This is a genomic window from Sphingomonas sanguinis, from assembly GCF_019297835.1.
Lineage (GTDB): Bacteria > Pseudomonadota > Alphaproteobacteria > Sphingomonadales > Sphingomonadaceae > Sphingomonas > Sphingomonas sanguinis_D.
In genome coordinates this window covers 4,161,973-4,176,341 of record NZ_CP079203.1, presented here as the reverse complement: position 1 = coordinate 4,176,341, position 14,369 = coordinate 4,161,973, and the positions used below count along the sequence as shown (strand labels likewise).

16 protein-coding genes are annotated in these 14,369 nt (G+C 66.1%); all 16 read right to left on the bottom strand.

The annotated features are described in order from the left end of the window. Nucleotides 1–34 precede the first annotated feature (34 nt). The 16 genes from KV697_RS19215 to KV697_RS19140 all read right to left on the bottom strand — a co-directional run bounded on the left by KV697_RS19215 (nt 35) and on the right by KV697_RS19140 (nt 14,297). On the bottom strand, nt 35–352 hold the full coding sequence (locus KV697_RS19215; protein ID WP_219019535.1) for a PilZ domain-containing protein: 318 nt from the start codon (nt 350–352) through the stop codon (nt 35–37). A gap of 137 nt (nt 353–489) precedes the next feature. After that, a complete protein-coding gene (rpmE, locus tag KV697_RS19210; protein ID WP_042487709.1) occupies nt 490–720 on the bottom strand; it encodes a 50S ribosomal protein L31 in 231 nt (76 codons plus the stop codon). Nucleotides 721–832: 112 nt separating this feature from the next. Beyond that, nucleotides 833–1,258, bottom strand: a complete 426-nt coding sequence (gene fabZ / locus KV697_RS19205) for a 3-hydroxyacyl-ACP dehydratase FabZ (RefSeq protein WP_257575898.1) — start codon at nt 1,256–1,258, stop codon at nt 833–835. 69 nt (nt 1,259–1,327) lie between these two features. After that, nucleotides 1,328–1,999 (bottom strand): OmpH family outer membrane protein, encoded by a 672-nt coding sequence (locus KV697_RS19200; protein ID WP_219019534.1) that lies wholly within the window; start codon nt 1,997–1,999, stop codon nt 1,328–1,330. After that, on the bottom strand, nt 1,999–4,731 hold the full coding sequence (bamA, locus tag KV697_RS19195) for an outer membrane protein assembly factor BamA (RefSeq protein WP_219019533.1): 2,733 nt from the start codon (nt 4,729–4,731) through the stop codon (nt 1,999–2,001). The genes KV697_RS19200 and bamA overlap by 1 nt, the downstream gene beginning before the upstream one ends. 79 nt (nt 4,732–4,810) lie before the next feature. Further along, nucleotides 4,811–5,947 (bottom strand): RIP metalloprotease RseP, encoded by a 1,137-nt coding sequence (gene rseP / locus KV697_RS19190; protein WP_219019532.1) that lies wholly within the window; start codon nt 5,945–5,947, stop codon nt 4,811–4,813. Beyond that, on the bottom strand, nt 5,944–7,101 hold the full coding sequence (gene dxr, locus KV697_RS19185) for a 1-deoxy-D-xylulose-5-phosphate reductoisomerase (protein ID WP_219019531.1): 1,158 nt from the start codon (nt 7,099–7,101) through the stop codon (nt 5,944–5,946). The genes rseP and dxr overlap by 4 nt, the downstream gene beginning before the upstream one ends. Continuing rightward, complete coding sequence (locus tag KV697_RS19180) at nt 7,101–7,868, bottom strand: phosphatidate cytidylyltransferase (protein ID WP_219021519.1); 768 nt, start codon at nt 7,866–7,868, stop codon at nt 7,101–7,103. The genes dxr and KV697_RS19180 overlap by 1 nt, the downstream gene beginning before the upstream one ends. 65 nt (nt 7,869–7,933) lie before the next feature. Further along, nucleotides 7,934–8,602, bottom strand: a complete 669-nt coding sequence (gene uppS / locus KV697_RS19175) for a polyprenyl diphosphate synthase (protein ID WP_257575897.1) — start codon at nt 8,600–8,602, stop codon at nt 7,934–7,936. An 89-nt stretch (nt 8,603–8,691) separates the two neighbouring features. Next, nucleotides 8,692–9,249, bottom strand: a complete 558-nt coding sequence (gene frr / locus KV697_RS19170) for a ribosome recycling factor (RefSeq protein ID WP_042487694.1) — start codon at nt 9,247–9,249, stop codon at nt 8,692–8,694. 3 nt (nt 9,250–9,252) lie between these two features. Then, nucleotides 9,253–9,978 carry a UMP kinase gene (gene pyrH, locus KV697_RS19165; protein ID WP_219019530.1) on the bottom strand — a complete coding sequence of 242 codons (726 nt, stop codon included), beginning with the start codon at nt 9,976–9,978 and terminating at the stop codon, nt 9,253–9,255. 312 nt (nt 9,979–10,290) lie between these two features. Further along, nucleotides 10,291–11,226 carry a translation elongation factor Ts gene (gene tsf, locus KV697_RS19160; protein ID WP_219019529.1) on the bottom strand — a complete coding sequence of 312 codons (936 nt, stop codon included), beginning with the start codon at nt 11,224–11,226 and terminating at the stop codon, nt 10,291–10,293. 157 nt (nt 11,227–11,383) lie between these two features. Next, nucleotides 11,384–12,193, bottom strand: a complete 810-nt coding sequence (gene rpsB, locus KV697_RS19155) for a 30S ribosomal protein S2 (RefSeq protein ID WP_219019528.1) — start codon at nt 12,191–12,193, stop codon at nt 11,384–11,386. Between the two features lie 200 nt (nt 12,194–12,393). Next, a complete protein-coding gene (locus KV697_RS19150) occupies nt 12,394–12,678 on the bottom strand; it encodes a hypothetical protein (protein ID WP_219019527.1) in 285 nt (94 codons plus the stop codon). A gap of 58 nt (nt 12,679–12,736) precedes the next feature. Beyond that, nucleotides 12,737–13,561 (bottom strand): CDP-diacylglycerol--serine O-phosphatidyltransferase, encoded by an 825-nt coding sequence (pssA, locus tag KV697_RS19145; RefSeq protein WP_219019526.1) that lies wholly within the window; start codon nt 13,559–13,561, stop codon nt 12,737–12,739. A 13-nt stretch (nt 13,562–13,574) separates the two neighbouring features. Next, nucleotides 13,575–14,297 carry a phosphatidylserine decarboxylase gene (locus KV697_RS19140; protein WP_219019525.1) on the bottom strand — a complete coding sequence of 241 codons (723 nt, stop codon included), beginning with the start codon at nt 14,295–14,297 and terminating at the stop codon, nt 13,575–13,577. Nucleotides 14,298–14,369 lie beyond the last annotated feature (72 nt).

Sequence of the window (14,369 nt, the reverse complement as noted above, 5' to 3'; positions counted from 1 at the left end):
AGTCGCCTCACGCTGGAAAGCCGATCGGAACGAGTCAGGAGGTCATCGGCGCCAATATGTCGAACGCCTCGCGCGTCAGCGGATTCTGGAAATGGCAGCCCGCCGCGAAGTCGGTCGCCCAGACGATCTTGGCCTCGATCTCGCCGACATGGGGCAGACGCAGCCAGATCTTCGTGCCGCGCCGCAATTCGGTATAGGTCTGAAGCCGCGCGCCGTGGATGGAGATATCAGTCACCCGGCAAAGCGCCCGGTCCAGTCCGCCACGCCCCAGATCGGTCTCCAGCGTCACCGCCGCGCGCGGGGAGCGGCGTCGATTGCTGCCTTCGACAGGTTGGAATTCAGCGGCGAACATGTGTTCACCCTAAACACCGCTGGTTAACAGACTGCAAACCCATTCCTGCCTTAGCCCCCACCTCCGGACGCAAAAAACCCGGCACTTCGTGGGAAGCACCGGGTCCTTCGATCGTCCGGCGATGAGGCCGGAGGCGATTACTTGCGGAGCGTGAGACCGCCGCCAAAACGCTTGTTGAAGCGCGCGACCTGACCGCCGGTGTCCAGCATGGTGCCGCGACCGCCGGTCCAGGCGGGGTGCGCCAGCGGATCGATGTCCAGCTGCATCGTGTCGCCTTCCTTGCCCCAGGTGGAGCGGGTTTCGAACACGGTGCCGTCGGTCATCTGCACCTTGATCATGTGATAGTCGGGATGCGTATCGGTCTTCATGATATTGCTCCGGAAAATGGCTGGTTCCGACCAGCCTTAAAGCTCAAGGCGCGGCCCATAGCGGACCGCGCCCCGTTAGTCAAAAGCCCGTGACGGTCGCTTGTGCCCCAGCTTACGCTTCGGCGGGCGGATCGGCGATCATCGCGGTGAAATTGGCCTCGGCCACGGCAACGCCGTCGATCTTGGCGACACCGGCGAACTTGCAGACGCGGGTGCGCTTCGACACGAACTCGACCTCCAGATGCAGGAGGACGCCCGGTTCGACCGGCTTGCGGAACTTCACGCCGTCGATCGACATGAAATAGACCAGCTTGCCCGAATTGGCGAGGCCCAGGCTCTCCACCCCCAAGACACCGGCGGCCTGCGCCAGCGCCTCAACGATCAACACGCCGGGCATGATCGGACGGCCGGGATAATGGCCCTGGAAAAAGGCCTCGTTCATCGTCACCGCCTTTACCGCCCGGATCGACGTGTCGAGGACCAGTTCCTCGACACGATCGACCAGCAGCATCGGGTAACGATGCGGGATCGCCGCCATGACCCGCGTGACGTCCAGCGGGCCGATGACGGTCTTCCCCTCGTCGTTCACGACGTCCGTCACCGCGTATTACCGGCCGCTGTTCTGACGACGCGCAGGCGCCGGGGCGGCGGCCGCCGGAGCGGCGGCGGCGGGGGCTGCGCCCTGCTGCTGACCCTGCTGGCCGGGTTGCCAGTTGGCGGGCGGCGTGATGCTGACGGTCGGGACCAGCTTGTCCAGCTCGGCGGTCACCGCCGACGTGATGTCGGCGGTCGGCTGCATGAACAGCACGGCCTGCGGGCTGACCAGCAGGCTGACATTCTTGGCGCGCACGGCGTTCTGCACCGCTTCGCCCAGACGCGCCTGGATCTGCTCGACCGCATAGGTCTGCGCGCGGGCGGCGGGCTGGGTCAGGCGAGCCAGTTCCTGCTCACCGGCCTGCTGCTTGGCCTGGATCGACTGGGCCTGGGTGCGCAGCGCGGCTTCGTTGGCGTTGGGGGCCGAACGGGCAGTCTGGAACGCCTGGACCAGCGGCTCCAGCTCGCGGCCGATCGCGGCGCGACGGGCTTCGGCCTGGTCCAGCTGCGTCTTGTAGGTTGTCTCGATCTGCTGACGGGCGGCGGTCCAGGCACGCGAACCGGCGATCGCACCCTGCGGGTCGGCGACGGCGACACCGTTCACCTGCGCGGAGGCAGTGGTGGCGACGGTCGCGGCCGGCGCGACGAGGGCCGCCGCGAGGAGGAGCTTGGAAATGGTCTTCATCAGAACTGCGTCCCTACGTTGAAAGTGATGAGCTTGGGGTCGTCGCCCGGCTGCGTGACCAATGCCTTGGCAAGGTCGATGCGCAGCGGACCAAATGGTGAATTCCAGTTCACGCCGACACCGACCGACACGCGCGGCTTCCAGGTGCCGAGGTAGAACTGCTCCTGGGCATAGTTGGTGTTCTGGAGCGCGAGATTGGTCGTCGTGCCCGAACACGCCCCGCCGAGCGTCGAGGAATAGCCGGTCTGACAGGTGGTGGTGAAGCCCGCGGTGCCGTCCGTCGCGGTGCTGGGCACCTGATAGAGCGGACGCCCCTGGGAATCGGTCTGGGCGACCGGCGCCAGCGTCGGCGAGCCATCCTTGTTGAACAGCGGGTTGCCGTTGGCGTCCTTCGCCTGCGGGAAATTGAGCGAGGGCAGCGGCCGGGTGACGCCCCACAGGCTGCCCGCCTGGACATAGACGCTGGGGCGCAGGCCCATTTCACGCGCGCCCGAACCCAACGGGATTTCCAGCTCCGCGCGCGCCAGATAGTAAGCACGGCCGCCCAGCGCGTCGTCGACGAACTGCTGCCGGTCCTTGCCCAGCGACTGGCTGCCGTCCGCACCGATCACATACGGTACGCGCAGCACCCGCGGGCCGACGCCGCGAATGTCGAAGCCACGGAACTGCGGCTCGCCCAGATAGAAGCGGTCGACGATGCGGACCGGATCGATGCCCGGACCACGGCTGCTCTCGAGCGAGTGGATGTAACCGCCCTCGCCCAGGATCGAGAAGACGAAGCCCTTGCCCAGCCCCTTGAACTTGGCGCCTTCCGCGCGGGTGCGGATATACTTCACGTCGCCGCCCAAACCGGCAAAGTCTTGGCTGAACGAGAAGCGATGCCCGGCGGTCGGACGCAGGCGGCTGTTCAGGCTGTCATAGATCAGCGAATAGCCGACCGACGAGGTCCAGCGATTGCCGATCGAATCGCACAGATAGCGGCCCGCCTGCTGGAAGTTGCACGAGCCATCGGCATTGAAGAAGGACGAGGCGAGGCCGACCTGGTCATAGGTCAGGCCGTAGCGACCCGACAGCGACCAATATTCGGTCAGCGGCACACCGGCGCGCACCTGGAAGCCGGTCGAGACCTGGCTATAGGTCGTCTGGCGGGTGGTGCCCAGATAGTTGAACGAGTTGAAGTCGCGACGGAACACGTCGACGCCCAGCGCGATGTTCTTGTCGAACACATAAGGCTCGGTGAAGCCCAGCTCGATCGACTTGGAATAGGCCGAATAGTTCACACCGGCGCGCAGTTCCTGGCCCTTGCCGCGGAAGTTGCGCTGGGTGATGTTCGCCTGGATGATGAAGCGTTCCAGCGACGAGTAACCGGCCGACAGCTGCAGCGAGCCGGTCGACTGTTCCTCGACATTGGTTTCGAGCACGATGCGGTCCGGCGACGAACCGGGGTTCTGCTTGATCTCCAGCTTTTCCTGGAAATAGCCGAGCGAGTTGATGCGGTCTTGGCTGCGCCGGACCTGGAAGCTGTTGAAGGCGTCGCCCTCGGCCACGCGGATTTCACGGCGGACGACCTTGTCCTGCGTCTGCGTGTTGCCATTGATGTCGATCCGCTCGACATAGGTGCGCTTGGCCTCGGCGATGTTGAACGTGATCGACATGGTCAGCGTGTCCTTGTCACGCTGGAAGTCGGGGTTCACGTCGGTAAAGGCATAGCCGAAGAGGCCCGCCGTCTGGCTGAGGCTGTCGATCGAGTCCTCGATCAGCTTGGCGTTGTACCAGTCGCCCTTCTTCATCGGCAGCGACTGGGCGAGCTTCTCGTTGTCGAAGTCGCGGATCTGGCTGTCGACCTTCACGTCGCCGAACTTGTAGCGCGGACCTTCCTCCACCACGTACGTGATGATGAAGTCCTTCTTGTCCGGCGTCAGCTCGGCGACCGCGCTCGTCACGCGGAAATCGGCATAGCCGTTGGTCAGGTAGAACAGGCGCAGCTTCTGCTGGTCGGCCGCCAGACGATCCTGGTCATAGCTGGTGGCCGAGGACAGGAAGCGGAACCAGCGCGACTGCTTGGTGTACATCGCACCGCGCAGCTCGTCGTCGGAGAATTTCTCGTTGCCGATGATGTTGATCTGGCGGACCTTGGACTTCGGCCCCTCGCTGATCTCGAACACCACGTCGACGCGGTTCTGGTCGAGATTGACCATCTTCGGCTCGACCACCGCGCCGAACCGGCCCTGGCGACGATACAACTCGATGATGCGCGCCACGTCCTGACGGACGGCGGTGCGGGTGAAGATCTGACGAGGAGACAGCTTGATCTCCTTCTTGATCTTGTCTTCCTTCAGGCGCTTGTTGCCTTCCAGAATGACCCGGTTGATGATCGGGTTCTCGCGCACGCGCAGCACGATGTCGCCCGTCTCGACGCCGGAGATCGAGAAGTCGGCGAACAGCTCGGACGCCTGAAGGTCCTTCAGCGCCTGATCGAGCGTTTCCGGGGTGTACGGAATGCCGACCCGCAGCTTGGTGTAGGACAACACCGTCTCGGGCTCGATACGCTGGGCGCCCTCGACCCGCAGCGTCTTGATCGTGCGCACCGGCGCCGGAGCCACCAGCGGTGCCGGGGCAGCGCCCGGCGTCGCCTTCGCCCCCGGAGCGGCCGGCGCGGTCTGCGCCATGACGGGAACACCCGACAGCATCGTGCCCGCCAGCAGCATGGCGCCCGCGCGCACAGTCTTCATACCCGTCATTGCTGTCACCAAACCCACCCCAGAAAAGTCGAACCGACCCCTGTCGTCCTCGCGCCCTGCCCCATCGGCGTCAGCCGATCAAGCTGCGGATATTTTTCCATAGCCCCAAATTGCCTAGATCGTTGAAGGTCACGAAGAGCATCAGGGCCAGGATCGCGATCAAACCGCCGCGAAACGCCCATTCCTGGGCCACCGGCTCCAGGGGGCGTCGCCGCACCGCTTCGATCGCATAGAAGAGAAGATGGCCGCCATCCAGCATCGGCACTGGCAACAGGTTGATGAACCCGAGATTGATGGACACCAGCGCCACGAAGAAAACAAAGGCATCGAGGCCGAGCGACATCTGTTCGCCCGATACCTTGGCGATAGACACCGGCCCGCCCAGTTCCTTCACCGAGCGGCGACCCGAAATCACCTGGCCCAGCGTCTCGACCATCATGCGGACGATCTCGCCGGTGCGCCGAACCGCGACGACGGGCGCGCGCAGCAGGCTGACCGGGCGGATGTCGACCGTGCCCGCGCCGCGCAGGCCCAGGCGGCCGATGCGATAGCTGTTGCCGAAGCGGTCACGCTGTTCCTCGGTGCCGATGGTCGCGCTGGTCGTGAACGGCGTGCCGCCCCGCGTCGCCGCGATCGTCACCCGGTCGCCTGCGCGAATCTGCACATAGCGGGCGATGTCGGCGAAGTCGGTGACGGCGCGGTCGTCGATCGCCGTCACCCGGTCGCCGGGACGAAGGCTGGTCGCCGCCGCTGCGCTGCCGGGCATGATCTGTCCGACCACCGGCGGCACGACCGCCTCGCCGTAAGCATAGGCGAAGCCCGCCAGGATCAGGATCGCCGCGACGAAATTGATCGCAGGCCCCGCCGCGACGATGATCGCGCGCTGCCACACCGGCTTGGCCTGGAAGGTCCGGGCGCGTTCCTCGGGCGGCAGCGACAGCCAGGCGGCGTCGGGCTGGCTCGCCGGGTTCATGTCGCCCGCGAACTTGACGTAACCGCCCAGCGGCAACCAGCCGATCTTCCACCGCGTATCGCGCTTGTCGGTGAACCCGGCGATCTCGCGACCGAAGCCGACGGAGAAGGTCTCGGCCTTCACGCCGAACAGCCGTCCGGCGAGATAATGCCCCATCTCGTGCACGAACACGAGCGGGCCGAGGGCAAGGACAAAGGCCAGGATGGTCAACAACAGGCCGGGGGTTTCGATCAAACGACGCAATCCTCAACGCGCTCGGCCGTGATCGCCCTGGTTTCCGCATCGATCGCGATCACCGCGTCGAGCGACTCCGGTGGGGCCGGGTCGTAGCGATGAAGAACATCCTCGACGATTGCGGCAATTTCGAGGAAGCCGATGCGACGTGCGAGAAAAGCCGCCACCGCGATCTCGTTCGCGGCATTGAGGATGGCCGGAGCCGCCCCGCCCGCCTCCAGCGCCGCCCGCGCCAGCCGCAGCGCGGGAAAGCGCACCGGATCGGGCGCGGCGAAGTCCATCCGCCCCAGCGCAACCAGGTCGAGCGGCGCCATCGGCGTCGGCATCCGGTCGGGCCAGGCCAGGCAATGCGCGATCGGGACACGCATGTCCGAGGGCCCCAACTGCGCCAGCATCGAGCCGTCGACATAATCGACCGCCGAGTGGATCACCGACTGCGGATGCAGCACGATCTCGATCCGGTCGGAGGGGACCGGGAACAGGCGCGCGGCCTCGATCAGCTCCAGCCCCTTGTTCATCATCGTCGCCGAATCGACCGAGATCTTGGCACCCATCGACCAGTTGGGATGCGCCACCGCCTGTTCGGGGGTGACGCGGCGCATCTCTTCGGTCGTAGACTGGCGGAACGGGCCGCCGCTGGCGGTCAGGACGATCCGGCGCACTCGCTCGGGCCGCGCGAAGTCGAAGCACTGGTAGATCGCGTTATGCTCGCTGTCGGCCGGGAGCAGCGTCGCCCCCGCCTTGGCCGCCGCCGCCAGCACCACCTCACCCGCCGACACCAACGGCTCCTTGTTGGCGAGAACCACCGTGCCGCCATTAGCGATCGCGGCCATGGCGGGCTCCAGCCCGGCGCAACCGACGATCGCACCCATCGTCCAGTCGGCGTGCATGGCCGCCGCCTCGATCACCGCCGCACGGCCGCCCGCCACGCGAGTCTCGGTTCCAGCCAGCGCTGCGCGCAGATCAGGCAGGCAGCGTTCGTCCGCGACCACCGCCAGCTCGGCGTTGGTCCGCTTCGCCGCCGCCGCGAGCTTGGCGACATCGCAATTGGCGGTCAGCGCGCGAACGCGGTAACGGTCCGGCTCGCGCTCGATCAGGTCCAGCGTCGAGGTGCCGACCGACCCGGTCGCGCCCAAAATGGTTACGCTGCGCATCAGAACAGGCCCGGCAGGAAGATCAGAAGAGCCGCGACCGGCGCGACCGGGACGATGCCGTCCAGCCGGTCCATCACGCCGCCATGGCCGGGCAGGACGTTGCCGCTGTCCTTGACGCCCGCACGCCGCTTCAAGGCACTCTCGAACAGGTCGCCCATCTGCGCCAGCACCGCCAGCACCGGCGTCGCGATGACCAGATGCAGCGGCAGGCCGTGCGCCCAGCGCATCAGCACCGCCAGCAACGTCGCCGCCGCCACGCCGCCGATCAGGCCGGACCAGGTCTTTGCCGGACTGATGCTGGGGGCCAGCTTCGGCCCGCCGAACTGCCGCCCGACAAAGAACGCGCCGCTGTCGCAGGCCCAGACGATCGCCATCGACCAGAGCGACAGCACCAGCCCGTCGTCATGCAGCCGGATCGCCAGCAGCGAAAAGACGGGCAAGCCAACGTAAAAGGCCCCTGCCCCATATTCCGGGCGGCGCGACACGATGGTCAGGAAAAAGAAGGTCGCCGCGATCAGCCCCAGCGCGAAAAAGCCCGGTCCGGCCGCCAGCCCCGGCGCCATGATGGCGAGCGGCACCGACAACGCGAACTGCGCCAGCCGCTTCTGCTTGGCATCGACCTTCAGCAGGTCGGACCATTCGGCCATCATGAACAGGGCGACGACGACCGCCAGCAGCCAGAAGGCCAGATCGCCCAGCGCCAGACAGACGCTGGCCACCGCGATCATCACGATGCTGGCCAGCACCCGCTTGGTCAGGTTGGACATGCCGGACGCGGGCGGGTTGGCCGGGGCCGCCTCGGGCGCTCCGGCCTTGGGGGATTTAGGGTCGGTCACAGGCCGCCGAAACGCCGGTGTCGTCGGCCGAACTCGGCCACCGCATCGGCCAGCGCCGTCTCGTCGAAATCGGGCCAGAGCGTGTCGACGAACAGCAGCTCGGCATAGGCCGCCTGCCACAGCAGGAAGTTGGACAGGCGCTGCTCGCCCGAGGTGCGGATCACCAGGTCGAGCGGCGGCAGGCCGTTGGTCTGCAACTCGCCCTCGATCGCCTCCGGGGTGATCGCCTCCGCCGCCATCTCACCGGCCGCGACCTTGCGGGCCAGTCGCCGGGTCGCCTCGACCAGTTCTGCCTGCGCGCCGTAGTTCAGCGCGATAGCAAGGACCGGACCGCTGTTGGCCGCCGTACGCTCGATCGCATCGTCGATCAGCGCCACAAGGTCGGCGGGGAAGCGGCGATAGTCGCCGATCACCCGCAACCGGACATTGTCCGACACCAGCTCGGCCAGGTCCTTGCGCAGGAAGATGCGCAACAGGCCCATCAGGTCGCTGATCTCAGTCTCGGGCCGCCGCCAATTCTCCGACGAGAAGGCGTAGAGCGTCAGCGCCTCGATCCCCATCGCCCGTGTCGCGCGCGCGATCCGGCGCACGGCATCGACCCCGGCCTTGTGACCGGCGAAGCGGGGCAGCAGGCGGCGTTTGGCCCAGCGGCCATTGCCGTCCATGATGATCGCGACGTGACGCGGGACCGCACCCGTATCGGGCACGGCCACCAGCGACCCCAGAGCCGTCTGGGCCGAGGCGGCCGGAGGACTCACTTGCCCAGGATTTCCTTTTCCTTGGCCGCCGCCGCCGCATCCAGCTCGGCGATGGTGGCGTCGGTCAGCTTCTGCACCTCGGTCTCGTGGCGCTTGCGCTCGTCCTCACCGAAGACGCCCTTCTTCTCGTCGACCTTCAGGCTGTCCATGCCGTCGCGGCGGACGTTGCGCACCGCGATGCGCGCGCCCTCGGCGTACTTGCCGGCCAGCTTGGCGAGTTCCTTGCGGCGCTCCTCGGTCAGGTCGGGGATCGGCAGGCGCAGCGTCTGGCCGTCATTGATCGGGTTCAGGCCCAGACCCGCCGAGCGGATCGCCTTTTCGACCGACGACACGTTCGACTTGTCCCACACCTGCACCGACAGCATGCGCGGCTCGGGCGCGGAGACGGTGGCGACCTGATTCAGCGGCATGTGGCTGCCATATACCTCGACCGTCACCGGATCGAGCAGCGCGGTCGAGGCACGGCCGGTGCGCAGGCCGTTCAGGTCGTGCTTCAGCGATTCGACCGCGCCCTGCATACGGCGCTCGAGGTCGGACTTGTCATAGGCTGCCATGATTTAAGCTCCTGCGTTCTGGACGATCGTCGACACACCCTGGCCCGACAGCACGGCACCGAAATTGCCATGTTCGCGGATGTTGAAGACGACGATCGGGATATTGTTGTCGCGGCACAGCGCGATGGCCGAGGCGTCCATGACCTTCAGGTCGTCGGACAGCACCTTGGAGAAGGTGACAGTTTCGTAACGGGTCGCGGTCGGCACCTTCTTGGGATCGGCATCATAGACGCCGTCGACGCTGGTGCCCTTGAACAGCGCATCGCACTTCATCTCGGCGGCACGCAACGCGGCGCCGCTGTCGGTGGTGAAGAAGGGTGAGCCGACACCGGCGGCGAAGATCACGACGCGGCCTTTTTCCAGATGCCGCTCGGCACGGCGACGGATGAAGGGTTCGCACACGCTCGACATCGGAATGGCCGACTGGACGCGCGTGTCGACGCCGATCTGTTCCAGCGCGTTCTGCACCGCCAGCGCGTTCATCACGGTCGCCAGCATGCCCATATAATCGGCGGTCGCCCGCTCGATCCCCTTGGCCGCCGCCGACAGGCCACGGAAGATGTTGCCACCGCCCACGACGATGCACAGCTCATAGCCCTTGGCGCGGACATCGGCGATCTCCTGCGCCACGCGCGCGGTGATCTCGGGCGAGATGGCCAGGCCACCCTCGCCCATCAGGACCTCACCCGACAATTTCAGAAGGATACGTTTGAAGCGCGGGGTGGTCATCGTTTCTCGGATCTTGGTGATGAAAGTGGCGCGGACCTTAGGCGGCGACCGGCCAGCGGGCAACCATGGAGCGGCGGGTTGCGGGGATTTTCGTGGGACGCACGCAAGCGCCCCCGACCCATCACCCTACATCCGTTCAGGCTGAGCGAAGTCGAAGCCCTTGGGGCTCCGTTCACCCCGTGCCCTTCGACTTCGCTCAGGGCGAACGGAGGATGGGAGAGTCCACCCTCCGCCCACATGCAAAGGGAGCGGCCACCTTGCGGCAGCCGCCCCCCCTTTATCTCACCGTCCCATCAAGGGACGGCGCAGGAATTACGCCTTCTGCGGAACGCCCGACGCGGCAGCCACTTCGGCCGCGAAGTCCGACGCTTCCTTCTCGATGCCTTCACCCAGCTGGAAGCGGACATAGTCCACCAGCTTGATCTCGGCACCGGCGTCCTTGCCGGCCTTCGCCACGACGTCGCTGATCTTGGTCTTGCCGTCGATCACGAACAGCTGGCTGACCAGCGCGTGCTCCTTGCGGTACTTGGCGATGCCACCTTCGACCATCTTGGCGATGATGTCGGCGGGCTTGCCCGACTCGGCGGCCTTTTCGGTCGCGATCGCGCGCTCACGCTCGATCTCGGCCTCGTCCAGGTCTTCCTCGTTCAGCGCCTTGGGGAAGGCAGCGGCGATGTGCATCGCCAGCTGGCGGCCCAGCGACTGCAGCACGTCGTCGGCGGCTTCCGACTCCAGCGCGACCAGCACGCCGATCTTGCCGAGACCCGGTGCCTGCTGGTTGTGGACGTAGGACACGACCGCGCCCTTCGACACTTCGAGGCGCTTGGCGCGACGCAGCGACTGGTTCTCACCGATGGTCGCGACATTGTTGGTCAGCACTTCGGCGACGGTGCCGCCCTGCGGCATCGCTTCGTTCTTCAGCGCTTCGATGTCGTCGCCGGTCTTCAGCGCGATCGCGGTCACGTCCTTAACGAACGCCTGGAACTGGTCGTTCTTGGCGACGAAGTCGGTTTCCGAGTTCACTTCGACGGCAGCACCGACGGTGCCGTTGGTGGCGACGCCGACCAGACCTTCAGCGGCGGTACGGCTCGACTTCTTCTGCGCGGCCGCCAGGCCCTTCGTGCGCAGCCAATCCAGCGCGGCGTCCATGTCGCCAGCGGCTTCGTTGAGCGCCTTCTTGCAGTCCATCATGCCCGCGCCGCTCTTTTCGCGCAGGTCCTTGACCATCGCTGCGGTGATATCGGCCATTGTCTCAATCCTCTGTCTGAAAAGGGGGATGCGGGTAGGGCCGCCCCATCGGAGGCGGCCCTTAGCACGGCTTGCATGTCAAGCCGATGTCATCGAACGGAGGCCATGCCCGCCCGGTCGATGATCGCCCCGCCCGCATCGCGGGGCGTCCGTGCGATTACGCGTCGAGCTGACGCTCGGCCTCGACCGCCTGCTCGGCCGTCTCGGCCGGGGCAACGGTCAGCGCTTCCTCGACAGGCGGCTCGGCCATCGCGCCGAAGTCCGCACCACCACGGCGCTGCTGCTCGTTGTTGCCACGGGTCGCGGCAATGGCAACGGCTTCGCAGTACAGACGGATCGCGCGGCTGGCGTCGTCGTTCGCCGGAACCGGGAAGGCGATGCCGTCGGGCGAGACGTTCGAGTCGAGGATCGCGACGACGGGGATGCCCAGCGTGTTGGCTTCCTTGATCGCCAGCTCTTCCTTGTTGGCGTCGATCACGAACATCACGTCCGGGATGCCGCCCATGTCGCGGATGCCGCCCAGCGACAGCTCGAGCTTGTCGCGCTCGCGGGTCAGGTTCAGCACTTCCTTCTTGGTCAGGCCGTGCGTGTCGCCCGACAGCTGCTCCTCAAGGGTCTTGAGGCGCTTGATCGAGTTCGAGATCGTCTTCCAGTTGGTGAGCATGCCGCCCAGCCAGCGGTGGTTGACGAAGTGCTGGCCCGCGCGGCGAGCGGCCTCGGCGACCGGCTCCTGCGCCTGGCGCTTGGTGCCGACGAACAGGACCTTGCCACCGCCCGCGACGGTCGAGCTGATGAACTCCAGAGCGCGCGCGAAGAGCGGCACGGTCTGCGACAGGTCGAGGATGTGGACGCCGTTACGGTCGCCGAAGATGTAGGGCTTCATCTTCGGGTTCCAGCGATGGGTCTGGTGGCCGAAGTGCGCGCCGGTCTCGACCAGCTGCTGCATGGTGACGACGGGTGCCGCCATAATGTAATTCCTTCCGGTTAGTCCTCTGGGAAGCGGATGACGCGGCGGGCAAAGCCCATGCGCACCGAAATATGATGCTTCCCATGCGGTGTTGAGGGGCGGGCGCTTAGCCGATCGAAAACCTGATGGCAAGCGCGATGCGCCGTTCACTTTTGTTCCGATGCTTGTTGACATGAGAACATCGGCGGAACATAAAGCGATCACAACAGGGAACACAGGTTAACCGTCGCATAACGCTTTCGCAACGTCGCGGATTTGGCACGGTTTATCCTGATGTCGCCGATCCGGCGACGGAACTGGATGAAAAAATCAACGGTTACGGTCGGGTTAATGTGCCGGATCGTACAGTACGGCAGGAGGCTGACATCATGATGATCGTGGTGAGTGTTCTGGTTTTCACGGGCGCCCTGGCGGCAGCCCTGACCACCATAGCGATGATGATCGCACCCCAATGGCGCCGCATCCTGCATCTGGCCACCGGCCATGTCGAACCGGCCTTCACGCCGCTGGCCACCTTGGTCGTGGCCGAGCGGCGGATCGCCATCAGACGCTGGTCGGCGGGTTCGCCTGCCCCTTCGCCGATGCTCCGCCGCCGCGCGGCCGCTTGAGCCGGGCATAGGCGATCATGGTGACGGGGATGCTCAGCAGATAGGCTAGGCACAGCGCAGTCAGCGCGTGCCATGGCGCCGAGATCAGCGCGACCCCGACCAGTACGATGATCGCCAGAGCCTCGAACCGCACATGGCGGCGCAGGCGGAACGAGGTCCAGGACAGGGTCGGCAGGCTCGACACCATCAGCAGAGCGACCAGCGCCACCCAGGGCGCGACGAGATAGGGCGACGAAAAGATTGGCTCGCCCGTCCAGAACCACAGATATAGCGGTAGCATGGCCAGCCCGGCCCCGGCGGGGGCGGGAACGCCGGTAAAGAAGCCCGCCGTCTTGCGCGGCTGATCCGTCACATCGAGTTGCGAATTGAACCGCGCCAGACGCAGCGCGCAGAACACGGCCTGAAGCACCGCGCAGATCCAGCCAATACGTGGCAGGTTTTCCAGCGACCAGAGATACAGAATCAGGGCAGGCGCGACGCCAAAGGAAATGGCGTCGGACAGCGAATCAAGCTCCGCCCCGAAGCGGCTTTCCCCGCGCAACAACCGGGCGATCCGGCCGTCCAGCCCGTCGAGCACCGCCGCGACCATGATCATGGTGACGGCCGCTTCCCACGATCCGGCAATGGCGAACTTCACCCCCGTCAGCCCGGAGACCAGCGCCAGCGCGGTCACCGCATTGGGAATGATCGCCCGCAGGGGAAGACCGCGAGGCGGGGCGCCATCGGCGCGACGGCGCGCGAAACGGGGGGAAATGGCCATCGAAGCGGGCGGCTTACTGCGCGATGCCGGTCATCGGCTTGCCGCCGACACGGCCGATCACCGTCTCGCCCGCGACCGAGCGCTGGCCCAGGCAGACCTGCGGCGTAACGTCATCGGGCAGGTACACGTCGACGCGGCTGCCGAAGCGGATCAGGCCGACACGCTGACCGGCGGCGACCATATCCCCGGGCTTCACGAAACCGACGATACGACGCGCGACCAAACCGGCGATCTGGGTGAAACCGTACTTGCGACCGTCACGCCCCTCGACCACGAAATGCTGGCGCTCATTCTCGTCCGACGCCTTGTCGAGATCGGCGTTCAAGAACTTGCCCGAGATATAGACGACCTGCCGGATGACGCCCGCGACCGGCGTGCGGTTGATGTGAACGTCGAACACCGACATGAAGATCGACACGCGGACCAGCGGCGCCTCGCCCAGCTCGCCGACCAGCTCACGCGGAATCGGAACGCGCTGGATCATCGTGACCAGGCCGTCGGCGGGCGCGACGATCAGGTCGTCGCCCTGCGGCGTGGTACGAACGGGATCGCGGAAGAAGGCGGCGATCCAGATGCACAGGCCGACGAACGGCCAGAACAGCACTTTGGTAACGAGCGTCGCAAGCAGGGTCAGGCCCGCCCCGATCAGCACATATTTGCGCCCTTCGGGATGGACGGCGGGGAAGCGCCACTTGACGGTGGTGGTCGCGACGGGGGGCTTTTCAAGCGAAGGCATCGGGCCTGTCTACCTGTCCACCGGCCATCGCACAATCTTTTCGGTTCGCCCCGGTCCTTTCGCCTATCCTCA